The organism is Rhizobium sp. GN54, from assembly GCF_021026345.1.
In the GTDB taxonomy this organism is placed as follows: domain Bacteria; phylum Pseudomonadota; class Alphaproteobacteria; order Rhizobiales; family Rhizobiaceae; genus Mycoplana.
On record NZ_JAJNCZ010000004.1, the window covers coordinates 18291 to 41345 of the forward strand.

The window sequence follows — 23055 nt, forward strand, 5'->3', positions numbered from 1 at the left end:
CTGGTCAGGCCGTCGCGACCTTCTCGACGATGCGATCGACCGCCTGGTCTGCGACGATCCCGCCGGCATGGGCCTCGTAGGAGAGCACGAGCCTGTGGCGGAAGACGTCGTGGACAATGGCCTGGACATCGTCCGGGGTCACGTAGTCGCGCCCGTGCAGCCACGCATAGGAACGCGAAACCTTGTCCAGCCCGATCACGCCGCGCGGGCTGACGCCGACCTGGATCCATTTCGCAAGATCGGCATCGATCTTGTCGGGATAGCGTGTCGCCATGACGAGAGCGACGATATAGTCCTCCACCGCCTTGGAAACGGTGATGTCGGAGATTTCGCGGCGCGATGCGAGCACGACGTCCGCGGCCAGCTTCTCGGGATCGTCCCCGGCCTTGCCGTGGGCTTCCTTTTCCTCCGATCGCACCAGTTCCATGATCGCCGCTTCCGACTTGGCATCCGGATAGTCGACGCGGATGTGCATCAGGAAGCGGTCGAGCTGGGCTTCCGGCAGCGGATAGGTGCCTTCCTGCTCGATCGGGTTCTGCGTCGCCATGACAAGAAAGAGTTCCGGCAACCCATGGCTCTTGCCGCCGACCGTCACTTGCCGTTCCTCCATGGCTTCCAGAAGCGCGGATTGCACCTTCGCCGGCGCCCGGTTGATCTCGTCGGCCAGAATGAGGTTTGCGAAGACGGGCCCCTGCTGGAACTGGAATTCGCCCTTGCCCGCCTCGCTGAAATAGACCTCGGACCCGGTAATGTCGGAGGGCAGCAGGTCCGGGGTGAACTGGATGCGCGAGAGGGTCGCGTCGAGGTTCTTCGCCAGGCTCTTGATCGCCCGTGTCTTGGCCAGCCCCGGCAAGCCCTCGACGAGCAGATGGCCATTGGCCAGAAGCCCGAGCAGCAGGCGTTCGATCATGGCCTCCTGGCCGATGATCGACCGGCCCATGCGCTTGCCGAGCGCCTCGATGTCGTCGCGACTGCCCATTGGATTCCCTCTCCTGCGCGTCGTCAGTTCAGGTGTACTCGATTCCGGGATGCCACTGCTGTGCCTCCTGCCTTTCAGCAGGCCAGGTTCAAGATATCGCGTAAAAGTTGACGGGCAAGGGTGGCGGGCGTCGATAGCTGAACAAACGGCGCTGCCGATGGGCGCGGGGCGGACTGGCGGAACGTACGCGGTTTCTCAAACTGATGAGCTTGCTTGAGCTCCACAAGATGCGCTGCAGCCACGATGAGGTCACGGGCAGCGGAACAGGCGGCCGCTTCGTCAACGGCATCGACCTGGTCAGCCGCCTTGTAACGGCAGCATGCTGCGGCAGGCAGGGATGACCGCGATGGAATCTTTCCCGCGTGGCTTGCCTTTGCATTTTATCTTGTATACTAGAAAACATCTGACGCCTGGGGAGGATCCGACAGGCCGCATAGGGAGAGGAATATGGTACAGTTCAGCAAGCTTTGCATCGCCGTTGGCGTCGCCGCCGGCCTGGCGTTCTCGGCATCCGCGGCCTTTGCGCAGGAGGTTCCCGCCGCCGGCGCAAGCGCGCGCATCGATGCGATCAAGTCGGCGGGCCAGTTGCGCGTCGGCGTGCTGGCCAACCCGCCATGGCTCGTGGAAGACACGACCGGCGCAGGCGAGCCCTGGCGCGGCCCGGCATGGACCCTTGCGGTCGCCTATGCGGAAAAGCTGGGCGTGACGCTCGTTCCCGTGGCCGTCTCCCACGAGACCAAGGTGCCGGTCCTGGCGGCCAACCAGGTCGACATGACGATCTCGCCGCTGTCGATGACGAAGAAGCGCATGGAAGTCGTGGACTTCGTCACCTATTCGCGCACCTCGCTCTGCGTCTTCGGCAAGGCTTCCAACCCAAAGGTCGCCAACGCCAAGTCGGTTGACGATTTTGACAGCCCCGACGTCACCATCGCCTACTTCACGGGGGGCGGCGAAGAGAACTGGGTGAAGGAGCGCTTCCCGAAGGCCACCCTGCGCGGCGTGACCAGCGCCGGCACGGCCGCTCCGGTGGAGGAGATCATGGCCGGCCGCGCCGACGTCGCGCCGATCAACCGCATCCCCTACGTCGCGCTGGCGCGCAAGGTGAAGGGCCTCGAGGCCCTGCCGCGCGAAAACAGCTGCCAGGACAGCACCGAGGCGGTCAACGAGATCGGCCTGGCCGTCGACAAGAACCAGCCGGAATATGTCGAATGGCTGCGCGCGGTCGCCGAGAAGATGCTCCCCGAACTGCAGGCGCAAGAGGAAGCCGAAGTCGCCAAGATGTAGGCGACGGCGGATTGCGGCCGGTGATCCCGCCGGCCGCGCTCCTTTCGGAGAAAGATCATGGAACTGAACCTTTCCGCCGTGCTGGACAGCTGGCGGTTTCTTCTCAGCGGGCTCGGGGTCACGCTCCTGCTTGCCGCCGGCGTGACCGTGCTCAGCCTGTTTTCCGGCACGCTGCTCGCTCTCGGGCGGCTCTACGGGCCGCGCTGGCTGAGTGCCGTCATCGTGTTCTATATCGACTCGATGCGGGCCATCCCGGTCCTGGTGGTACTCGTCTGGGTCTATTTCGCCCTGCCGATCGCGACGGGTCTCAACCTTCCGCCCTTCTGGTCAGCACTTCTGTCGCTTTCCGCCCACCTTGCCGCCTATGTGGCCGAGGTCGTGCGGGCCGGCATCCAGTCGGTCCGCCCCGGCCAGGTGCGCGCAGGCATGGCGCTCGGCATGACCCGCGCGCAGATCCTCCGCAAGATCGTCCTGCCGCAGGCGGTCGTCAGAATGCTGCCGGCCTTCGGTTCGCTGCTGTCGCTTGCAGTGAAGGACACGGCTATTGCGACCGTCATCGCCGTGCCGGAGCTCATGCGCCGGGCCGATGCGGTGGCCGGCCAGACCTATGCGCCGGTCGAGGTCTTCACCACGGTGATGATCCTCTATTTCATCGTCATCTTCCCGCTCACCCGAGGCATTGACATGATCTATCGCCGCATTTCCTTCCTGGGGCGGTCATGACATTCGATTGGTCCATCATCTGGCAAAGCATGGGGGCCCTCTGGCAGGGCGCGCTCGTCACCATCGGATTGACCGTCCTGACGATGGTGCTCGCCGTTCCCCTCGGGATCGTCGTCGCGCTCTTGCGGGATTCCCGGCTGAAGCCAGTCTCCGCGCTAGCGACGGCCTATGTCGAACTGATGCGGAACGTTCCCATCATCCTCGTCGTCTACTGGGCCTTCTACGTACTGCCCATCCTTACCGGCGTCGGCTTCTCGCCGTTCCTCACCGGTCTGGTGGCGCTCGTCCTCAACAATACCGCCTATAATTCGGAGACCTTCCGCTCGGGCATCCGCTCGATCCGCAAGGGCCAGACGGAAGCGGGGCTGGCGCTCGGCATGAGCGAGGGCGAGGCCTTCCGCAAGATCGTCCTGCCGCAGGCCTGGCGCCGGGTGCTGCCGATCCTGGCGACCACCTGGGTCACGCTCTTCAAGGACACCTCGCTGGTTTCCGTGATTGCCGTCGGGGACCTGGCGCATACCGCGCTGCAGATCCGCTCGCAGTCCTTCCGGGTCATCGAAATGCTCACCGCGATGGCTGCCATCTACTGGCTGCTCGGTTATCCGCAGGCCAAGATCGTGGACTGGATCCACCGCAAATACGGGGTCACCGAATGACTGACACGCTTGTCAAACTCCCGCAGGGCTTTGCGCTTCCGGAGGTCGTGATCGAATACCGCGACGTCCGCAAGCAATATGGCGAGTTCGTCGCGCTCGCCGGGGTCAATCTCGAGGTCCGCCGTGGCCAGGTCGTCTGTCTGATCGGCCCGTCCGGATCGGGAAAATCCACGCTTTTGCGCTGCACCAACGGCCTTGAGACCATGACTTCGGGCGAAGTCTATTTCGACGGCATGCCGCTGTCGAAGGATCCGCGCAAGACCCGGCTCATCCGACAGCGCATGGGCATGGTGTTCCAGAACTTCGAACTGTTCCCGCACAAGACGGCTCTCGGCAACATCATGATGGGTCCGATGACGGTGCTCGGCCTCAGCGAAGAACAGGCGCGGACGCGGGCCGAAGCACTGCTCGCCAAGGTCGGCCTTTCCGACAAGGCGGGCAACTATCCCGCCAACCTTTCGGGCGGCCAGCAGCAGCGTGTCGCCATTGCCCGTGCCCTTGCCATGGAGCCCGAAGTCATGCTCTTTGATGAGCCGACTTCGGCGCTCGACCCGGAAACGATCGGCGAGGTGCTGAACGTGATGAAGCGGCTGGCGGATGACGGCATGACGATGGTGGTGGTGACGCACGAGATGACCTTTGCCCGGCGGGTCGCCGACCACGTGGTCGTCTTCGCGAACGGGCAGATCGTGGAGCAGGGGCCGCCGGAGCAGATCTTCGACGCCCCGAAGACCACCCGTACCCGCGACTTCCTCAGCCATCTCGGTTGGGACGGATGAGCGGGATGCCGGCACAGGACCGATTGGCACAGGGCCAACCTGGCAGGATCGCAGGCGAGGTCGCCGGGATGCCGGCGAGCGTCGACGACATACACGGTATCATTCGCAACGAGATCATCACCCTGGGGCTGATGCCCGGCGTCAAGGTTTCCGAGAACGAGCTGGCGCGTCGCTTTCATACGAGCCGCACGCCGGTTCGCGAGGCGCTCCTGCGGCTCGTGGACGAAGGACTGGTCAAGGCCTGGCCGCAACGCGGCACGCTGATAACCCCGATTTCGCTGCGTGCCGTGCGGCGCGCGCGCTTCGTACGCGAGGCCATCGAGGTCGCCGTGTTCCGCAGGGCTGCGACGGACGGCCTGTCTGCCGAGGTGCCGGCGAAACTCGATGCCATCATGACGCGCCAGCATGAGGCCCGCGAAGATTCCATCCTCTTTACCGATGCAGACGACGCCTTCCACCGGGCCTTCGCCGAGGCGATCGCCGTGGGCGACATCTGGTCCGTGCTTGAACGCGAGAAGGCACAGTTCGACCGGTTGCGCTTCCTCAGCCTTCCGAACGTGACGCCTGTCGCCGTCCTGATTGCCCAGCACGAGCGGATGATCGCAACCGTCCGCGCCCGGGATCCGGACGCTGCGGAGAAGGCGGTCCGCGACCATCTTTCGGAGGTGCTGAAGGTGACGGAACAGCTTTCCGCCCGCTATCCGGATCTCATCGTCAACGACATCTGACGCCGGTCTTCCCCCGTCCCCGCACGGTGAGGGGAAACGTCATTCGGCTTCCGCGGCGATCGCCTTTTCCATGCCGAGCGAAAGCATCCGCTCCAGCCGCCGGATCGTCTCATCCGCGAATGTCCCTTCGGCGAGCGCCTCGGGCAGAAGATCGGGCATCGCCGCCAGTGCGGAAAAGACGGCCGCGGGGCTTTCCGTCCCGCTGCCCGCGAGGGCTGCCTGCAGTTCCGCCTCGCGCGGATCGTTCAACGGATAGGAACTCCCCCCGTCGTCGCGGCCGAGCGCGTAGCGCATCCAGCCGGCGGTGGCGAAGGCGAAAGGAGCGACATCTCCGCCGTGCGCGAGCATTTCGAGGGCGGGCGCGAATATGCGCTGCGGCAGCTTCTGCGTGCCGTCCATGGCGATCTGCCGGGTCTCGTGGGCGATGGCCGGATTGGCAAAGCGCGCGCAAAGCGATGCGGCATAGGCGTCGAGGTCCATGGCGACCGTCGGCAAGGTCGCCCGCGCGGCCGTCATGTGGCGGCGGACGAGGCTGTTCAGTGCGGCATCCGCCATCACGTCGCAGACATAGGTCTTGCCGCTCAGAAAGCCCGCATAGGCCAGCATCGAATGGCTGCCGTTCAGCATCCGCAGCTTCATCTTCTCATAGGGGGCGACATCCGGCACGAAAAGCGCGCCGGCCTTTTCCCAAGACGGGCGGCCGGACGGGAAATCGTCCTCGATCACCCATTGGCTGAAGGGTTCCGTCTCGACGGCCGCCCGGTCCTTGTAGCCGGTCAGCGCTTCGGCATCCGCAAGCGTTCGCGCGGTCGACGCGGGGGTGATGCGGTCGACCATCGTCGCCGGAAACGACACCTCGGCCGCGATCCGGTCGGCAAGGGCGGGACCGTGCGCGCGGCGGGCGAAATCGACCACCGCTGCCCGCAGCAGCGGGCCGTTCTCCGGCAGATTGTCGCAACACAGCACGGCGAACGGAGCAAGACCGTTGGCAAAGCGCAGGGCAAGGCCCTGGGCGATCAGGCCCAGCACGCCCCGGGGGGACGACGGATTCAGCAGATCGGCGGCAACGGCCGGATGGCCGATATCGCATCCGCCGCTCCGCAGGAGGCCGTAGCCCTTCTCGGTCACGGTGGTGCTGACGATGCGGCAGCCGGGGTCGGAGATGGCTGTGAGCACGCGGTCACTCAGGCCGTTTCCGGCGATGACGCCTGCAATCGATGCGATGACGCGCGCCTGTGGCTTCTCCCCCCGTTCGATCAGCGTGTAGCGGCCGTCCTGCGGGTTCAGCACATTCGCCACGTCCGCGCCGCGGAGCGATACCCCGATGATCCGCCAGTCGCCGCCGTCAGCCGCGATCGCACCGTCGGTATAGGCGGCGATGTGGGCGCGCGCGAAGGCGCCGAGCCCGAGATGGACGATGCCCGTTCCCGTGTCTTCGGGCCGATAGCCGGGCCAGTGCGCCGGATGGTCCGGCATGGGCCTCGCTGCCGCCGAGAGCCTCACTTGCCCGCACCGTGCACGAGCGGATGGTCGAGGGCGGTCATGATTCCGCGAAGTTCGGCCAGCCCTTTCAGGCGCCCGATGGCCGGGTAGCCGGGTTGCGCCTTCCGCTTCAGGTCGTCGAGGATGTCCTGCCCGTGGTCGGGACGCATCGGAATCTGCCAGTCGGCCCGGCCTGCGGCCTTGCGCGCGCGCTCCTCGGCGAGGATCGCGTCGATCATCGCCACCATGTCCGTACCGCCTTCCAGATGGCCGGCCTCATAGAACGATCCGCCGAAATGCGGGGTTTCGAGGTGGACATTGCGTAGGTGCAGGAAGTGCACGCGGCTGCCCAGCCGCTTCATCATGCCGGGCAGGTCGTTGTCACGGCGCGTGCCGAGCGAACCGGTACAAAGCGTGATCCCATTTGCCGGCAGGTCGACCGCCTCCATGACGCGGCGATAATCCGCCTCGGTCGACATGACGCGCGGCAGGCCGAGGAGCGGGAACGGCGGATCGTCCGGATGGCAGCAGAGCCGCACGCCGAGTTCCTGCGCGAGCGGCGCGACTTCGGAAAGGAAGTCGACCAGATGCGTGCGAAGGCTTTCCGCGCTGATGGAATCGTATTCCGCAAGGTGGGCCCGCACGTCCTCAAGCGTGAAGGATTCGGCCGCGCCCGGCAGGCCGAAGACGACATTGCCGGCAAGCTCACGACGGCGGTCGTCGTCCATGTCGGCGAAACGCTGCGCTGCCTCTGCCACGACGAAATCGGGGAAACTCTCCGCAGCGCCGGGCCGGGCCAGGATATGGATGTCGAAGGCGGCGAAATCGACCACGTCGAAACGCATGCAGGTGGCGCCCGACGGCAGGCGATAGGCGAGATCGGTCCGCGTCCAGTCGAGGACCGGCATGAAATTGTAGCAGATGACCTCGACCCCGGCGCGGGAGAGGTTCGTCATGCTTTCCTTCCAGGCGGCGATATGCGCCTTCCAGTTGCCTTTCTGCTTCTTGATGTCCTCCGATACGGGAAGGCTTTCCACCACTTCCCAGGCAAGGCCCGAGGGCGCCCCGTCCGTCATCGATCCGATGACGCGCTGGCGCTCGGCGATCTCCCCGGGTGCCCAGGCCGAACCGGTGGGCACGTGGTGGAGCGCGGAGACGACCCCCTCGACGCCCGCCTGCAGCATGTCGTCGATCGAGACGAGGTCCTTCGGACCAAACCACCGCCACGTCTGGCGCATATCATTCCCCTTTTAGGCCGCTTGAAACATGCCAGAGCTAACACTTAGTAGACTAGTATGCAAGTGTTGGCGTATCCCTGGACCTCCGTCCGGCAGCAAGGCGCGGCGACGACACGCCAGCGATCAGCGCGCATTGCAGGAATGGCTCGCCGACCGCCTGATCGTGCGTGCTCAGGAGGGGGAGGTGCGACCGATCTCGTCTATTCGAACAGATCCGGATTGTCCGCCTCTATCTGCGGCAGGTCGGCCAGAATGCCGTTCAGGTGGCTTCGCATGGCGCGGGCCGATCCGTCGCCATCCTTCGCATCGATGGCGGCGATGATGGCCTCGTGCTCCCCGATCAGCCGCATCATCGAATCCGGGTGGCGTAGCTGAAGATTGCAGACCCGGTCCATGTGCGCCTTGATGTCGGCGACGGCGTTCCAGGCGAGGCTGCAGCCGGCGCCCGCGGCGATCGCAATGTGGAACTGCTCGTCCTCGCGGCGGAAGGCATTGTGGTCGTCGGCTTCCATCGCCAGTTTCTGCCGGGCAAGGATCGTGTCGATCCGACGCCGCGTCCATGCATCGAAATTCTCGCTGGCCCGGCGCGCGACTGCGACCTCGAGCGCCTCGCGCACGAAGCGGGCTTCCATCATGTGCCGCGCCGAGATGCGGACCACGACCGTTCCCCGGTTCGGGCGGATCTCGACCAGCCTGGACTTGCCGAGCGCGATCAGCGCCTCTCGCACCGGCTGGCGCGAGACGCCCATCCGTGTCGCGATCTCCTGCTCGGAGAGGCGGGTGCCCGGGGCGAGCTCGAGCCGGATGATCATCTCGCGCAGGTCGCGCTCCACCTGCGCGGCTGCCGTCCCGCCGGTTTCCATCTTCAGGGATTCGAGGTTCATATCTTTCGCTGCCGCCATGCGTTGACATCCATTTCAAACCACCATACAGTACCATACAACTCAAGTGCAACATAAATCCGGTCCCTCGAAGACCGGACGAACGAGGAGGGGTCGGCGCATTGCGCCCGGCCTGGGAGAGATATTGCTGACGAATTTCATTGCACCCGATACCCGTGATCCGCGGCTCAATACTAAAGCGCGCTATCAGATGCTTGTCGATGGCAAGTCCGTCGATGCGGCATCGGGCAAGACGATCGACCGCGTCAGCCCCGGTCACGCCGGCGTGGTCGTCGGCACATGGCCGGATGCTTCCGCCGATGATGTGAGGAAGGCGATCGCCGCGGCCCGCCGTGCCTTCGACACCGGCCCGTGGCCGCGCATGTCGGGCGCCGAGCGCTCCCGCCTGATGTTCAAGGTCGCCGATCTCATCCTCGAACGGCAGGACGAACTGGCCCTGATCGAGAGCCTCGAGGTCGGCAAGCCGATCGCGCAGGCCCGCGGCGAGATCGGATTCTGCGCCGATCTCTGGGCCTATGCGGCGGGACAGGCCCGTGCGCTGGAGGGCCAGAGCCACAACAATATCGGCGACGACAGGATCGGTCTCGTCCTGCGCGAGCCGGTCGGCGTCGTCGGCATCATAACGCCTTGGAACTTTCCCTTCATCATCGCCTCGGAGCGCGTGCCGTGGGCGATCGGCGCCGGCTGCACGGTCGTGCTGAAGCCCTCGGAATTCACCTCCGGCACCTCGATCCGCATGGCGGAACTGGCGCGCGAGGCGGGTATCCCCGATGGCGTCTTCAACGTCGTCACCGGCTACGGCGATCCAGCCGGCCAGGTGCTGGCGGAGGATCCCGGCACCGACATGGTGGCCTTCACCGGTTCCGTCCGCGTCGGCACCAGGCTCGGCGAGATCGCGGCCCGCACCGTCAAGCGCGTCGGCCTGGAACTCGGCGGCAAGGGGCCGCAGATCGTCTTCGCCGATGCCGATCTCGACGCGGCGGCGGACGGCATTGCCTACGGGGTCTATCACAATGCCGGCCAGTGCTGCATTTCCGGCAGCCGGCTGCTGGTCGAGGAGGGCATCCGCGATGCGCTGATGGAGCGCGTGCTGGAGATCTCCAGAAAGGTCACCTTCGGCGATCCGCTGAACGAGCGCACGAAGATCGGTGCGATGATTTCCGAGGCCCATACCGAAAAGGTGCATTCCTATGTGGAGGCGGGGCTGGAGGCGGGCGCGCGGCTGCTGCTCGGCGGCGAGCGGGTCGGTCGCGATACCGGGCTGTACTACGCGCCGACGGTGTTTGCCGGCGTGACCCCGGACATGGCGATCGCCAGGGAGGAGATCTTCGGGCCGGTCTTGTCGACGCTGACCTTCAGGACTGCGGACGAGGCGGTGGCGCTCGCAAATGCTTCGGAGTTCGGCCTGTCCGCCTGCGTCTGGTCCACCAATCTCGAAAACGCGCTGCAGAGCATCCGCCGCATCCGCGCCGGCCGCTGCTGGGTCAACAGCGTTATCGACGGCACGCCGGAACTGCCGATCGGCGGCTACAAGAAGAGCGGCCTCGGCCGCGAACTCGGCCGCTACGGCTTCGACGAATACTCGCAGTTCAAGGGAATCCACGTGACCCTCGGGCGCCCTGCGCCCTGGTTCGGAACCGCCTGACAGCGAAAGTTCAGGATGTCCGCCTTTGGAGGAAGGCGGAGGTCCGGGAGGAAAATCTCGGCTGGCGTGATCTTTGGTCGGAGCCCGCCAGCCGAGACTTGGGTCTTGCGACCCTGCATTGCACATCCAAAGGGAGGATACGCAAATGAAACTGACCAGGTTGAGAACCGCGGCGCTCGCCGCGGGCCTTACCGTCATGCTGGCATCCACGGCGCTGGCCGCGGACGTCAAGGCCACGATGATCATCTACCTCGATCCGAGTGTCCAGTTCTTTAATCCGGTGGTGAAGGGTGCACAAGACGCCGCCGCCCAGTTCGGCGTCGATCTCGACGTGCAGTACGCCAACAACGATCCGGTCCGGCAGAACGATCTGATCGAGAGCGCGACCGCCGCCGGCGTTGACGGCATCGCCGTCGCCATCTCCAGTTCGGACGCCTTCGACCAGAGCATCTGCTCTGCGGTCGAGGCCGGCATCATCGTCATCGGTTTCAACAATGACGATCTGGAAGGTGCCAAGGGCAACTGCCGCCAGGCCTATGTCGGTATGGACGAGTTCGCCTCGGGCTATGAACTCGGCAACCGCATGATCAAGGAATTCGGCCTGAAGGAAGGCGACGTGGTGTTCAATCCGCGCGAGATCCCCGAGGCGAGCTTCGCGGTCGCCCGCGGCGGCGGCATCGAGAAGGCCATGACCGAGAACGGCATCAAGGTGGAAACGGTGCGGGCCGGGCTCGACCCGGCGGAAGCCCAGAATATCATCGCCCAGTTCCTGGTCGCCAATCCGGGCGTCAAGGCCCTGTTCGGGACCGGCTCGGTCACCTCGACCGTCGGCGCCAACGCCATCAAGGACGCCGGCGTCGACATTCCCTTCGGCGGATTCGACCTCGCCGTCGAGATCGTCAATGCGGTCGAGTCCGGGGCGATGTTCGCGACCATGGACCAGCAGCCCTACCTGCAGGGCTACTACCCGATCGCCCAGATCGCGCTTGCGAAGAAATACGGGCTGACCCCGACCGATGTCGACACCGGGCAGGGCGCCTTCCTCGACAAGTCGCGCATCGGTTCGGTGAAGCCGCTGATCGGCAGCTTCCGCTAGCCACCTTCGAAGGGGGGCCGTCCGCCAGTCCGGCCGGCTCCCCGTTCTCAAACGATCGAGTGCCAGACCGTGACACCCATTCTCGCAGAAAGTGCCGCGCCACGTTCGCGGACCCGGAGACAATCGTTCCTCGGGCAGATCGTCGCCATGCCGGCGGGGGCGATCTTTCTCGTCTTCGCCAGCCTGCAGATCGTCTGCATCGTCGGCGCGCTGCTCTATCCGGACGAATTCCGGTATCTCTCGCCGCAGAACCTGACGATCCTGATGAAGGCCATCCCGGTGCTCGGATGCCTTGCGCTCGGCGCAGGTGTCCTGATGATCGCCGGCGAATTCGACCTGTCCATCGGTTCCGTCTACACCTTCACCGCCATCCTGATGGCCTCGCTCGTCGAGGCCGGGCTGAGCGCCTTCATCGCAGCCCCCCTCGGCATCCTGGCCGGCCTGATGATCGGCATGCTGAACGGGCAGATCACCCTGCGCTTCGGCCTGCCGTCCTTCATCGTCACCCTGGGCGGCCTGTTGTTCTGGCGCGGCGCGGTGCTGCTCTATAACGGCGCGGTCCAAGTGCGCTTCGATCCGGAGCCCGCCTTCTCCAGCCTGTTCGCCGGCAGCCTGTTCGGCATCAACGCCGCCTTCATCTGGATCATCCTCTTCGTCGTCGGCTTTCATTTCCTGCTGCATCGTCACCGTTTCGGCAACCACGTCTTCGCCACCGGCGGCAACCGCGCCGCGGCCGAGGCGATCGGCATCAATACGGGCCGGGTCAAGCTTGTCGCCTTCGCCATCGCCGGCGGCATGGCAGCGATGGCGGGCATTCTCGCGACCGCCCGGGTCGGCAGCGTGCAGCCGGGGCAGGGGGCGGGCCTCGAGCTCCAGGCGATCGCCGCCTGCGTCATCGGCGGCCTGTCGCTTCGGGGCGGGCGCGGCTCGATCATCGGCATCTTCCTCGGCGTGCTGCTGATCCACACCATTACCGACGTGCTCCTGCTGTTGCGTGCGCCGGGCTTCTATCTCGACATGTTCATCGCGACGCTGATCGTGCTGGCCGCCATCTTCAACCATCTCATCGAGCGGCGGGGGCTTGCGTGATGTCCAGGGCCAATCTCCTCGAACTGCACAACATCTCGAAAAGCTTCGGCGCGCTGACGGCGCTGAGAAATCTCAGCTTCCACGTCGAGGAAGGCGAAGTGGTGGGCCTGCTCGGCGACAACGGCGCCGGCAAGTCGACCACGGTCAACCTGATCTCCGGCATTCACAAGCCCACGAGCGGCCATCTGAGCGTCGACGGGCGTAAGACCACCTTCACCTGCCGGTCGGATTCCGCCGAGGCCGGCATCGAGACGATCTACCAGCACACCGCACTGGTGGATTCCCTGTCCATCACCCGCAACATCTTCATGGGACGCGAACTGACGGACCGCTTCGGCTTCCTGCGGCAGCGGGAAATGCGCGAGATCGCCATGGAGGTGCTGCAGAACGCCGTCCATATCTCGGGCATCGACAGCCCGGATACCCTCGTCGGCAACCTCTCGGGCGGCCAGAAGCAGGCCGTCGCCATCGCCCGCGCGGTCTATTTCAAGAAGCGCGTGCTGCTTCTCGACGAGCCGACCTCCGCGCTCTCGGTGCGCGAAACCGAGGCGCTCCTGAACCAGGTCCTGAAGCTCAAGGGCGAGAACGTGTCCAGCGTGCTCGTCACCCACAACCTCTACCACGCCTACCAGGTGTGCGACCGATTCGTGATCATGAGCCACGGCACCAAGGTGTTCGACGTGCAGAAGGCCGACACCACGATCAGCCAGCTGACCGAATATGTCGTGCTGACCTGACGCCACTCCTGAAGACAAGAGGCAAGTATTGTGACCATTACCGTGAAGACACGCCAGGCCGTCGGGCCGGAAGACGCCGCACGGCGCGACACGCAGGGACTGCGCGACGGCTTCGTGATCGAGGACGTGTTCCGGCCGGGCGAAATCTGCCTGACCTACAGCCACCTCGACCGGATGATCGTCGGCGGCGCGTCACCGGTTTCCGGATGGCTGACGCTCGATCATGTCGCCGAGACCGGGACCGAGCATTTCCTCGATCGCCGCGAGGCGGCCATCGTCAATATCGGCGGTCGCGGAACGGTAAGCGTCGGCGGCACGAAGCATGTCCTCGATACCCGCGAGGCGCTCTATGTCGGGTTGGGCGCGGGGGCGCTGGAGTTTGCTAGCGAGGATGCCGGCACGCCGGCGCTCTTCTACCTGCTGAGCGCGCCGGCGCACCGACCCTGCCCGACCGTGCTGATCACGCGAGACATGGCGAAGAAGGTCAGCCTCGGCTCGGCGGAGGAATCCAATGCCCGCACGATCAACCAGTATGTGCATCCGGACGTCTGCGAGAGCTGCCAGTTGCTCGTCGGCCTGACGATGTTCGAGCCGGGATCGGTCTGGAACACCATGCCGGCGCATGTGCATGACCGGCGCATGGAGGTCTATCTCTATTTCGGCATGCAGGAGACTACGCGGATCTTTCACTTCATGGGCGAGCCGGGTGAGACGAGGCACGTCGTGCTCAAGAACCATGAGGCGGTGCTGTCGCCGGGGTGGTCGATCCACTCCGGCGCCGGCACCGGCCGCTATGCCTTCATCTGGGCGATGGCCGGCGACAATATGAGCTTCACCGACATGGACAAGGTGCCGATGGAAGCGCTGCGATGAGCATGTTCGATCTCGCCGGCCGCTGGGCGATCGTCACCGGGGCCAATACCGGTATCGGCCGGGCGATCGCGACCGGTCTTGCGCAGGCCGGTGCCGATATCGTCGGCGTCGGTCGCTCGCCGATGACGGAGACCGCGGCCGATGTCGCGTCCACCGGACGACGGTTCGTTTCCGTCATGGCCGACCTGTCCGGGGCGGGCATCGGTGCGCAAGTCCTCGCAGAAGCACTTGCGGCCGGTGCGACGCCGGACATCCTCGTCAACAATGCCGGCATCATCCGCCGCGCCGACGCCATCGCGTTCACGGAGGAGGATTGGGATGCGGTGCTCGACACCAACCTGAAGTCCGTCTTCTTTCTCTGCCAGGCCTTCGCGAAGGCGGCGATCGCGGCGGAGCGGCCGGCGAAGATCATCAACATCGCCTCGCTGCTCTCCTTCCAGGGCGGAATCCGTGTGCCGTCCTATACCGCGGCCAAAAGCGGGCTTGCGGGGCTCACCAAGCTGATGGCAAACGAATGGGCGGCCAGGGGCATCAACGTCAACGCCATTGCGCCGGGCTATGTCGAGACCAACAATACCGAGGCGCTGCGTGCCGATCCGGAGCGCAACGCCGACATCCTGAAACGCATACCGGCCGGGCGCTGGGCGCGGGCGGACGATATGGTCGGCGCCGCGGTCTTCCTTGCGGCTCCCGCATCCGATTATGTCCATGGCGCCATCCTGCCGGTCGACGGCGGCTGGCTCGCCCGATGAGAGAACCGAAATGCCTTATTATTCGTTGCCTGAAAATATCGTCTGGACTGAAGTTGCGCCGGGCAACCGCCGCGCAGTCCTGAGCGAGCGTCCGGAACTGATGCTGGTTGCCTTCCGTTTCGACAAGGGCGCCGTCGGCGCGCTGCACGCGCACCCGCACACGCAGGTAAGCTATGTCGCAGAGGGAAGCTTCGACGTCACCGTGGATGGCGTCACGACCCGCCTCGGTGCCGGAAGCAGCTTCATCGTTGCGCCTGATCTCGTCCATGGGGTGGTGGCGCTGACGGACGGTCTGTTGATCGATACCTTTACGCCGCGCCGCGACGACTTCCTGACGCCTTCGTCGTGATGCGGCGGTCGCCGCGCAAGGGCACGGCAGGTCACTGTGGGGGCAGGGAGTGGCCGGTTTCGTGCCGCCACTCCCTGCCGCGTCAAGCCTGGGAGGGCTTCATGGTGCGCTGATAGAGGCGGTTGATCCAGGGCATCAGGATGACCAGCGCCGTGGCGATGAAGATCGTCAGCGAGATCGGATGCGAGTAGAAGACGCTGAGGTCGCCGCGCGAGGCGATCAGTGTCCGGCGCACGCCGAGCTCCAGCAGCGGGCCGAGCACCACGCCCATGATCAGCGGCACGGCGGGATACTTCAGCTTCGCCATCACATAACCGAGCACGCCGAAGACGGCCATGATCAGCAGCGCCTCCAGGCTGAGGTCGATGCTGTAGATGCCGTAGATGACGATGCCCATCACAATCGAAAACAGCAACCCGCGCGAGACGAAGATCGCGGCCGCGAGGATCGGGGTCAAAAGGATGGTGATGAACACCAGCGCCAGATTGCCGATGTAGAAGGTGCCGAATAGGGTCCAGACGAACTCGCCCTGCTCCTGGAACAGGCGCGGCCCGGGCTGCAGGCCGACCATCAGCAGGCCGGCGAGCAGGACCGCGGTCGTGGCCGAGCCGGGAATGCCGAGCGTGAACAGGGTGACCATCGCCCCGTAGGAGGCGCTGTTGTTGGCGGCTTCGGGGGCGGCGACGCCGTCGAGTGCGCCCTTGCCGAAGGTCTCGGGCTCCTTCGACATCTTCTTGGCCGCGCCGTACGCCATCATCGTGGATGCCGTGGCGCCGGCGCCCGGCAGCACGCCGACCAGGAAGCCGATCAGCGAGCCTACGACGAGTGTGGTCTTCGTCGCCACCAGGTCGGCAAGCCGCGGCAGCATCGAGCGGTAGCTGTAGGTGGCCGCATCAACCTTGTCAGGCGTCTCCTCCTCCAGCGCCATGAACATCTGGCCGAGGCCGAACATGCCGACGGCGATCAGCGAGAATTCGATGCCTTCGAGCAGCGCCATGCTGCCGAAGGTGAAGCGCGGGCCGCCCATGATCTGGTCGAGGCCGATCATGCCGAGCCAGAGGCCGATGCCGAGCGCCAGGAAGCTCTTCAGGTGATCGTCGGTGCCGAGCACCGCGACGAGCGAGAGTGACAGCACCATCAGTGCGGTCATCTCGGTCGGACCGAACATCAGCGCGTATCGTGAGACGACGTTGGCCATCAGCGTCAGGCCGATGAGACCGATCAGACCGCCGATGAAGGAGGCGTAGGTGGCGAGCCCGAGGGCGCGGCCGGCCTGTCCCATCTTGGCCAGCGGATATCCGTCCATCACGGTCATGACGGAAGGCGCGTCGCCGGGGATGCCGAGCAGGATCGAGGTGACTGCGCCGCCGAACATCGCGCCGTAATAGACACCGGCGAGCATGGCGAGCGCCACGGTCGGCTCGAAGCCGACGGCCACCGGCAGCATGATGGCGACGCCGGCGGTCGGCCCGAGGCCGGGCAGGGCACCGATCAGGAGCCCGACGAGGGCGCCGACGAAGATGGCGAGGAGCATTCCGGGATCGGTCGCGGCCGTCGCGATGCCGTGTCCCAACAGAGTAAGCGTTTCCATAACAGTCTCCGGGGTCGCGGGGACCCGCGTCAGTGGAGGTTTGCGTGCCGGTGGCTCAGAAGCCGAGCGGGCCGGTGACGAGCGGCACGCGGATGATCATGCCGAAGAGGATGTGGCAGGCGATGACGGTGCCGATGCTGAGCCCTATGAGCTTCCAGCGGAAATTGCCGCCCTTGCGGTGCGGCTCCTCGGTGAGGTAGCCGATGACGATCATGGCGATCGCGGCCGCGGCGGCCATGCCGATGAAGGGCGCGGCGAAGACGAACCCGACAACGGCGGCGGTGACGCCGGCGATGCCGAGCAGGACGGGCCGGGCGATCTCGCCCTTGAGCCGTTCGTGTCCGGCAAGGTCGCGCAGGAGGATGGCGGCGGCGAGAACGGTCATGAGAAGACCGGCGATCGCCGGGAAGAAGCCGGGACCGGGCACGGCATTGCGATAGAGGCCGTAGTTCCAGCCGCTGATCGTGACGTAAAGGCCGAGCACGAGCGCTGCGATCGTGAACATGCGGTCGAGAAGGGCGATCTTCATGAAATCCTCCCGGATATGCCTAAAGACATGCGGCTGCGCCGGTTGCCCGGCGCAGCGTGATCGTTACTTGATGAGGCCGAGGGTCGTCATCAGCGCGGTGTAGTCGGCGTTGCGCTTGTCCATCTCCGCGGCGAACTCGGCACCGGCCATGTATTTCGGCACGACCTTGAAGCGGTCGAGATACTGCGTCTTCCAGTTCTCGCTTTCCAGCGCCTTCTTGATGATGTCGGCCCAGTAGGCCACGGCATCGTCGGGGGCGTTGGCGGGCATGACAAAGCCGCGAAGCTGGGTCAGCACCACGTCGTATCCGCTTTCCTTGATCGTCGGCACGTCCGGGAAGGCCGGCAGCCGCTCTTCGGAGCTGACGGCGATCGGGCGCACGTCGCCGGACTGGATCAGCGGCAGCACCTCGCTCGGATTGCCGAACTGCACCTCGATGTGCCCGCCCAGCAGCGCCGCCACCACCTCGCCGTCACCGCCGAAGGGAACGACGTCGGCCTCGATGCCCATCGCCGTTTCCAGCCGCTGCGCCAGAAGTGCGGGATCGGCGACGATGCCGGTGGTGCCGGAGATCATCCTGCCGGCCGCCTTGATGTCCTGGAGGCTTTTGATCGGGGAATCCTTGGCGACCACCATGATGTAGGGGTCTTCGGAGACCGCCGCGAGCGGCTTGAAGTCCTTGTAGGTGACCGGGGATTCGCCGAGCAGAGGCGTGGTGAAGAAGCTGACGCCGATGTTGGCCCACAGATAGGGGTCCTCGGCGCGCTTGGCGGCATAGCTGTAGCCGACGGCGCCGCTGCCGCCCGTGCGGTTCTCGACGACAAAGTTCGATTCGGTCAGGTCCATCTTGGAGATGGTGTCGGTGAGGATACGGGTGATGGTGTCGCTGCCGCCGCCCGCCGAACTGGTGACGACGACGGTGACGTCGCGTTCCGGCGCGAACGCATGCGCCGCGCCGGCGGCCAGAAGACCGGCCGTGAGCGCCAGCGTGCGAACGCCATGAAGGCTGAAAGAATGGGAAATTATTGTCGACATTTAAGGCTCCTCCCAAAAGTCGTGTATGGCAAAATAGTCCGAAAAGCCAGCATGCGACCGCTATGCTCTCCCTCGGCGGTGCGGCTTTCGATAGGCAGAGAACGCTTTTGCGCCAGTATTGTCAACAATAATGTTCCTGTTTTTTCGGCAAATACCTCGCATCGATAAGGGCCATAGATCATTATCTTATTGTTATTGATCAATAAAATGCTGAGAGAAATTTATCGAACTAATTCTCCACCCTGATGATGGAGGGTGCTGAGGGTAAAAATTGCCGACACTTTTGAAAAAATGTTGACACTTATCGGCGTCGAGCTATGTTCAAGCCTCAGGAGGCCTGTTCATGACGACAACCGAACTCTATCCCTCGCCGGAATCCGGTGCGGCGCAGTCGATCGCGACCGGCATCTATCGCGAGCTCGAGACGATGATCATCGAAGGCGCGCTGGCGCCGGGCGATCGTATCAACGAGAAGTCGTTCGCCGACCAGCGGGGCATCAGCCGCGGGCCGATCCGCGAGGCCTGCCGTCGGCTGGAAGAGGCCGGACTGGTCGAGTTCAAGGTTAATCGCGGCTTCTTCGTCCGCGTCCTCGATCTTCGCGACGTGTTGGAGATTTACGACGTCCGGGCGGCGCTGTTCGCCCATGCGGGTCGGATTCTCGCGCGGCGGATCACCGGCGACCAGCTCGCCGAACTAACCGCGCTGCACGAGGAGATGGAGACGGCGGTCGAGGCGGGGGAGGCGGATCTTTTCTATACGCTGAACCGGCGCTTCCATTCCCGCATCATGGCGTTCACCAAGAACAACCATCTGGCTGACATCTACGAAGGTCTCGATCGCGAGCTTCACATCTGGCGCAAACGCGCGCTCATCCTCGACGGTAACGTGCGGGCCTCGTCGGCCGAGCACGGGCTGATCCTGGACGTACTCAGAAACGGCAATCCTTCACGGATCGCGCAGGTGCTGCGCGATCACAGTCTCGCCGGCCGAAACCGCCTGTTGCGCACCATGCCGGAGCAGGTGGCGTGGCTGCAGATGGACTGGGACGACGACTGAACACAAATCCCCGAGTTGCAAGCCAATCAAAGAGGTTCCCATGTATACCCAGTCCGGTAAACCCATCGTCGCGATCTCCAATGGCGATCCGTCGGGCATCGGCCCCGAGATCACGCTGAAGGCGATGACGAAGGCGGAGGTGCGCGATGTCGCGGCACCGATCGTCGTCGGCAGCCCGGAAGTGTTCGAGCGCGACCTGGCGCTTGCCGGCGCGCCGCTGAAGATCCGCCTGCTCGAAAAGGCCTCGGACGCCACCGGCGACGCCGGTACCGTCGAGATCCTGCCCTTCGACAGGCTCGATCTCTCGCAGTGCCCGCGCGGCGAGGTCTCGGCCGAAGCCGGCCGCTACAGCGGTTTCAGCATTGCGAAAGCCATCGAGCTCGGCATGGCGGGAACGGTTCACTCGGTGGTCGTTTCGCCGAACAACAAGCGCGCGATGAAGAATGGCGGCCACGAGCATACCGGCTTCGAGGAGATCGCCCGTCACTATACCGGTGCCAAGCGCTCCATTCAGATCTTGATGGGCCGCAAATACAACCTCGCGCGCGTCACCAACCACGTTCCGCTGCGACAGGTGGCCGACATCTGCACCCGCGAGCGGGTGTTCGGCCAGATCAAGGTGCTGAAGGACAGCCTGGCGATGGTCGGCTTGAACGACCCCGTCATCGGCGTCTCCGGCCTCAATCCGCACAATGGCGAGCACGGGCTGATGGGCACCGAGGAGATGACCGATATCGGCCCGGCCTGCGACGACGCCCGCGCCGAGGGCCTCCGCGTCATCGGCCCGATCCCGGCCGACACGGTATTCGTCGACATCGACAAGCTCGGCCTCGACATCGTGCTGTCGATGTATCACGACCACGGCAATTCGGGCATCAAGATCCTCGAGTTCGGCCATCTGGTGAACTTCATCGGCGGCCTACCGATCCCGGTCTTCACGGTCTCGCACGGCACCGCCTTCGACATCGCCGGCAAGGGCATCGCCGGCTCCACCAACATGGAGCTGTCGATCATCGCCGCGGCCAAGAGCGTCAGGGCGCACTGAGCGATGCTGCGCATCGGCCCCCACGCCTTCGGAGCGGGCGTCGTTCATGGCGCGGCCTATGCCGGCCATGACCACGACCAGTTGGCGACGACGGAACGCTTCCTGCTCGATCCCGCGGTCCAGTGCGTCGAGGGCGCCTGGCAACTGGACGGGGAGGCGGCGGCCCGCTTGCGCGACCACCTCTCCTGGTCGGGCTGCGACGTCGTCTACGTCGTCGGCGGCTTCATGCGCCGCCAGGGCATAGACCCGGGCGCGGCGACGGCGGAGGCGCGGGCAAAGGCGCTGGACGCGCTGAAGGCGCTGGTGGAGACTGCCAGCTTTTATGGCGCGACGATGATGCTCCTGTGCTCCGGAGCCGATCCGGGGCCGGAGCGGAGGGCCGAGGCGATCGGCCATTTCGGCGCGGCGGTCGAGGCGCTCTGCGCCCATGCCAGGGCGATCCGGCCGGAGCGTCCGATGTGGATCACGGTGGAGCATTTCGACCGCGAACTCGACCAGAAGCGGCTGCTCGGCCCGACCGCCGAGGCGGCAGCACTGCTGCGGGAGGTGCGCAAGCGCCACGCCAATGTCGGCATGACCGTCGACCTCAGCCACGTCGTCCAGCTCGGCGAGGATATCGAGGAGGCGGTCGCGGTCGCAGGCGACCTTCTGATCCACGCCCATGTCGCCAATTGCGGGCTCGATCGCGCCGTTGCCGCGACCTTCGGCGATTCGCATTGCCGCTTCGGCGCGGCAGGCGGCGCTGTCGTCCTTGCCGACGTCGTGCGCTTTCTCAAGGCGCTCGTCCGCAATGGCTACGGCGCGCGGGCGCTGCCGACGACGATGCCGATCATCACCGTCGAGATGAAGACGCCGCAGGGCGAGACGCCGGAACTGGCGCTCGCCAGCGGATTGAGGATGCTCGCGCATGCGGCGATGCGTGCCGACATCGAGCTGGCGCGGGAAGCGTCGGGCGTACAGGGGGCAGAACCATGAAATCGAGACCGCGGATCGTCCTCTATCATGCGACGCCGGTTGCGATGGAACCGGTGATATCTTCCATGGCGCGGCTGTGGCCCGAGGCCGAAGCCGTCAACCTGCTCGACGACGGCTTGACCATCGACCGGGCGAAGGAGGGGTCGGAACTCTCCGACGAACTCACCGGGCGCTTCCTCGATTTTGGCCGCTACGCGCACCGGATCGGCGCCGACGGTATTCTGGTGACCTGCTCCGCCTTCGGTCCGGCGATCGAGAAAATGGCCGACGAACTGCCCGTTCCGGTGCTGAAGCCGAACGAGGCCATGTTCCGCGATGCGATCGCAGCCGGCGGGCGCATCGGCATGCTGGCGACCTTCGCTCCTGCCGTCTCGACGATGACGGAAGAGTTTAGCCAGTTCGCCGCGGACACCGGCGCCGCCGCGACGCTCGACACGATCGTCGTCGCCGACGCCATCGATCTGCTGCGCAAGGGCGATGCGGCGGCGCATAACCGTCTGGTCGCAGCCCGCGCGCCGGAACTCGCAAGGCATGACGCCATCATGCTGGCGCACTTTTCGACCTCGCGGGCGGCCGAGGCCGTGCGGGCGGTCGTCGACGTGCCGGTCCTGTCGGCCCCCGATGCGGCCGTCCTGCGTATGCGCGCCCTTCTCAACGGAGAGGGATGACGCTCCCCGGTGCCATGGCGGACGCTGTCACCGAGGCAGGCGATATCGTCTACATAGCTGGCAAGGCGGTCGCCAGGGCGGCCTTCATTGCTGCGGTGGCAGAGATCACTGCGGCGTTTCCTCGCCCGCCCGCAGGATCGCCGCGGCGGTGAGGATGTGGGTGCGCATGACGGAATGCGCCAGAAGATCGTCCTTCAGCCGGAAGGCGTGCAGCAGGATGCGGTGATCGCTGTTGCTGCGATGGACCTCCTCCTCGTCGAACTGGTTGAAAGTCATCGTCAGCACGGCCAGATCCATCAGTTGCGTCGCGGTTCGCTCCGCATGGGGGAGGCCGGAGATCTGCAGGATGCGGAGATGAAGCTGGCGGTTGAGGGTGCTTCTGGACTGCGGCGCGGGGCTTTCGTCATGATCGCTTTCACGCTCCATCAGGTCGCAAAGGGCGGCAAGCTCCTCGATCTCCTCTTTCGTGATGCGCCTTGCCGCATGGGCCGCCGCCTGGGCTTCGATGTCGGCGCGGATGACGAAACTGGAATACAGTTCCTCGAAATTCCAGGGCCTGACGATCGCGCCGACATGAGGGCGCAGTTCGAGGAAGCCGTCGGCTGCTAGATTGCGCAGTGCCTCCCGGACCGGCGTCCGGCTTACGCCAAGCTCGGTTGCGATGGTGACTTCGCCAAGGCGTTCGCTGGGAGAAAAACGGCCTGATAGTATGCAATCTCGTACATGGTCATAGGCGCGCTGCATGGCGGTCAAGCTGATTCCTGTTCTGGAGGATGATGCCTTGTCGTTATTTTTGCTCACTTTTCCCCCATTATCGGCTTCGATCGTTTCAATGAAAAATTT

24 protein-coding genes are annotated in these 23055 nt (G+C 65.1%); 16 read left to right on the plus strand and 8 right to left on the minus strand.

Annotated features, from left to right (window positions below; translation table 11 throughout):
- Window positions 1-4: 4 nt before the first annotated feature.
- Entirely contained in the window at window positions 5-979 is a 975-nt protein-coding gene (locus tag LQK81_RS12155) for an AAA family ATPase (protein WP_230806570.1), read from the minus strand.
- A 447-nt stretch (window positions 980-1426) separates the two neighbouring features.
- On the opposite strand from LQK81_RS12155, the gene LQK81_RS12160 reads away from it, so the two are divergent.
- The 5 genes from LQK81_RS12160 to LQK81_RS12180 are packed head-to-tail and all read left to right on the plus strand — an operon-like array spanning window position 1427 to window position 5149.
- Window positions 1427-2263 (plus strand): substrate-binding periplasmic protein, encoded by an 837-nt coding sequence (locus LQK81_RS12160; protein WP_230806571.1) that lies wholly within the window; start codon window positions 1427-1429, stop codon window positions 2261-2263.
- 57 nt (window positions 2264-2320) lie between these two features.
- A complete protein-coding gene (locus tag LQK81_RS12165) occupies window positions 2321-2986 on the plus strand; it encodes an amino acid ABC transporter permease (protein ID WP_230806572.1) in 666 nt (221 codons plus the stop codon).
- Complete coding sequence (locus LQK81_RS12170; protein WP_230806573.1) at window positions 2983-3642, plus strand: amino acid ABC transporter permease; 660 nt, start codon at window positions 2983-2985, stop codon at window positions 3640-3642. Before LQK81_RS12165 ends, LQK81_RS12170 begins: the two co-directional genes overlap by 4 nt.
- Window positions 3639-4421: an amino acid ABC transporter ATP-binding protein gene (locus tag LQK81_RS12175; RefSeq protein ID WP_230806574.1), complete on the plus strand. Its 783-nt coding sequence runs from the start codon at window positions 3639-3641 to the stop codon at window positions 4419-4421. The genes LQK81_RS12170 and LQK81_RS12175 overlap by 4 nt, the downstream gene beginning before the upstream one ends.
- A 5-nt stretch (window positions 4422-4426) precedes the next feature.
- A complete protein-coding gene (locus tag LQK81_RS12180) occupies window positions 4427-5149 on the plus strand; it encodes a GntR family transcriptional regulator (protein WP_230806575.1) in 723 nt (240 codons plus the stop codon).
- Between the two features lie 39 nt (window positions 5150-5188).
- On the opposite strand, the gene LQK81_RS12185 is transcribed toward LQK81_RS12180, so the two are convergent.
- The 3 genes from LQK81_RS12185 to LQK81_RS12195 all read right to left on the minus strand — a co-directional run bounded on the left by LQK81_RS12185 (window position 5189) and on the right by LQK81_RS12195 (window position 8771).
- Complete coding sequence (locus tag LQK81_RS12185; RefSeq protein WP_230806576.1) at window positions 5189-6625, minus strand: mannitol dehydrogenase family protein; 1437 nt, start codon at window positions 6623-6625, stop codon at window positions 5189-5191.
- Window positions 6626-6648: 23 nt separating this feature from the next.
- The gene (uxuA, locus tag LQK81_RS12190) at window positions 6649-7869 is read right to left on the minus strand and encodes a mannonate dehydratase (protein ID WP_230806577.1); all 1221 of its coding nucleotides are present in this window, start codon (window positions 7867-7869) and stop codon (window positions 6649-6651) included.
- Window positions 7870-8069: 200 nt separating this feature from the next.
- Window positions 8070-8771, minus strand: a complete 702-nt coding sequence (locus LQK81_RS12195) for a GntR family transcriptional regulator (protein ID WP_230806578.1) — start codon at window positions 8769-8771, stop codon at window positions 8070-8072.
- Window positions 8772-8895: 124 nt separating this feature from the next.
- Between LQK81_RS12195 and LQK81_RS12200 the strand changes: the two genes are divergently transcribed.
- From LQK81_RS12200 to LQK81_RS12230, 7 genes are all read left to right on the plus strand, one after another.
- Window positions 8896-10416 (plus strand): aldehyde dehydrogenase family protein, encoded by a 1521-nt coding sequence (locus tag LQK81_RS12200; RefSeq protein ID WP_230806579.1) that lies wholly within the window; start codon window positions 8896-8898, stop codon window positions 10414-10416.
- A gap of 145 nt (window positions 10417-10561) precedes the next feature.
- A complete protein-coding gene (locus LQK81_RS12205; RefSeq protein ID WP_230806580.1) occupies window positions 10562-11512 on the plus strand; it encodes a sugar ABC transporter substrate-binding protein in 951 nt (316 codons plus the stop codon).
- A gap of 69 nt (window positions 11513-11581) precedes the next feature.
- The gene (locus LQK81_RS12210) at window positions 11582-12601 is read left to right on the plus strand and encodes an ABC transporter permease (protein ID WP_230806581.1); all 1020 of its coding nucleotides are present in this window, start codon (window positions 11582-11584) and stop codon (window positions 12599-12601) included.
- Complete coding sequence (locus tag LQK81_RS12215) at window positions 12601-13338, plus strand: ATP-binding cassette domain-containing protein (RefSeq protein WP_230806582.1); 738 nt, start codon at window positions 12601-12603, stop codon at window positions 13336-13338. Before LQK81_RS12210 ends, LQK81_RS12215 begins: the two co-directional genes overlap by 1 nt.
- Window positions 13339-13368: 30 nt before the next feature.
- Window positions 13369-14211, plus strand: coding sequence for a 5-dehydro-4-deoxy-D-glucuronate isomerase (kduI, locus tag LQK81_RS12220; protein ID WP_230806583.1), 843 nt, complete (start codon window positions 13369-13371; stop codon window positions 14209-14211).
- Complete coding sequence (gene kduD / locus LQK81_RS12225) at window positions 14208-14963, plus strand: 2-dehydro-3-deoxy-D-gluconate 5-dehydrogenase KduD (RefSeq protein ID WP_230806584.1); 756 nt, start codon at window positions 14208-14210, stop codon at window positions 14961-14963. Before kduI ends, kduD begins: the two co-directional genes overlap by 4 nt.
- Window positions 14964-14973: 10 nt before the next feature.
- A complete protein-coding gene (locus tag LQK81_RS12230; RefSeq protein WP_230806585.1) occupies window positions 14974-15312 on the plus strand; it encodes a cupin domain-containing protein in 339 nt (112 codons plus the stop codon).
- 82 nt (window positions 15313-15394) lie between these two features.
- Here LQK81_RS12230 and LQK81_RS12235 read toward each other — a convergent pair whose 3' ends face one another.
- From LQK81_RS12235 to LQK81_RS12245, 3 genes are all read right to left on the minus strand, one after another.
- Window positions 15395-16903: a tripartite tricarboxylate transporter permease gene (locus LQK81_RS12235; protein ID WP_230806586.1), complete on the minus strand. Its 1509-nt coding sequence runs from the start codon at window positions 16901-16903 to the stop codon at window positions 15395-15397.
- Window positions 16904-16958: 55 nt separating this feature from the next.
- The gene (locus tag LQK81_RS12240; protein ID WP_230806587.1) at window positions 16959-17432 is read right to left on the minus strand and encodes a tripartite tricarboxylate transporter TctB family protein; all 474 of its coding nucleotides are present in this window, start codon (window positions 17430-17432) and stop codon (window positions 16959-16961) included.
- Window positions 17433-17495: 63 nt separating this feature from the next.
- On the minus strand, window positions 17496-18467 hold the full coding sequence (locus LQK81_RS12245) for a tripartite tricarboxylate transporter substrate binding protein (protein ID WP_230806588.1): 972 nt from the start codon (window positions 18465-18467) through the stop codon (window positions 17496-17498).
- 343 nt (window positions 18468-18810) lie between these two features.
- Here LQK81_RS12245 and LQK81_RS12250 point away from each other — a divergent pair, with 343 nt between their 5' ends.
- The 4 genes from LQK81_RS12250 to LQK81_RS12265 are packed head-to-tail and all read left to right on the plus strand — an operon-like array spanning window position 18811 to window position 22212.
- Entirely contained in the window at window positions 18811-19524 is a 714-nt protein-coding gene (locus tag LQK81_RS12250) for an FCD domain-containing protein (RefSeq protein WP_230806589.1), read from the plus strand.
- A 40-nt stretch (window positions 19525-19564) separates the two neighbouring features.
- A complete protein-coding gene (locus tag LQK81_RS12255; RefSeq protein ID WP_230806590.1) occupies window positions 19565-20569 on the plus strand; it encodes a PdxA family dehydrogenase in 1005 nt (334 codons plus the stop codon).
- A gap of 3 nt (window positions 20570-20572) precedes the next feature.
- Complete coding sequence (locus LQK81_RS12260) at window positions 20573-21544, plus strand: sugar phosphate isomerase/epimerase family protein (RefSeq protein WP_230806591.1); 972 nt, start codon at window positions 20573-20575, stop codon at window positions 21542-21544.
- Window positions 21541-22212, plus strand: coding sequence for an aspartate/glutamate racemase family protein (locus LQK81_RS12265; protein ID WP_230806592.1), 672 nt, complete (start codon window positions 21541-21543; stop codon window positions 22210-22212). The genes LQK81_RS12260 and LQK81_RS12265 overlap by 4 nt, the downstream gene beginning before the upstream one ends.
- Window positions 22213-22317: 105 nt before the next feature.
- Here the strand turns inward: LQK81_RS12265 and LQK81_RS12270 are convergent, their stop codons facing one another.
- Window positions 22318-22956: a GntR family transcriptional regulator gene (locus tag LQK81_RS12270; protein ID WP_330166552.1), complete on the minus strand. Its 639-nt coding sequence runs from the start codon at window positions 22954-22956 to the stop codon at window positions 22318-22320.
- Between the last annotated feature and the right edge of the window lie 99 nt (window positions 22957-23055).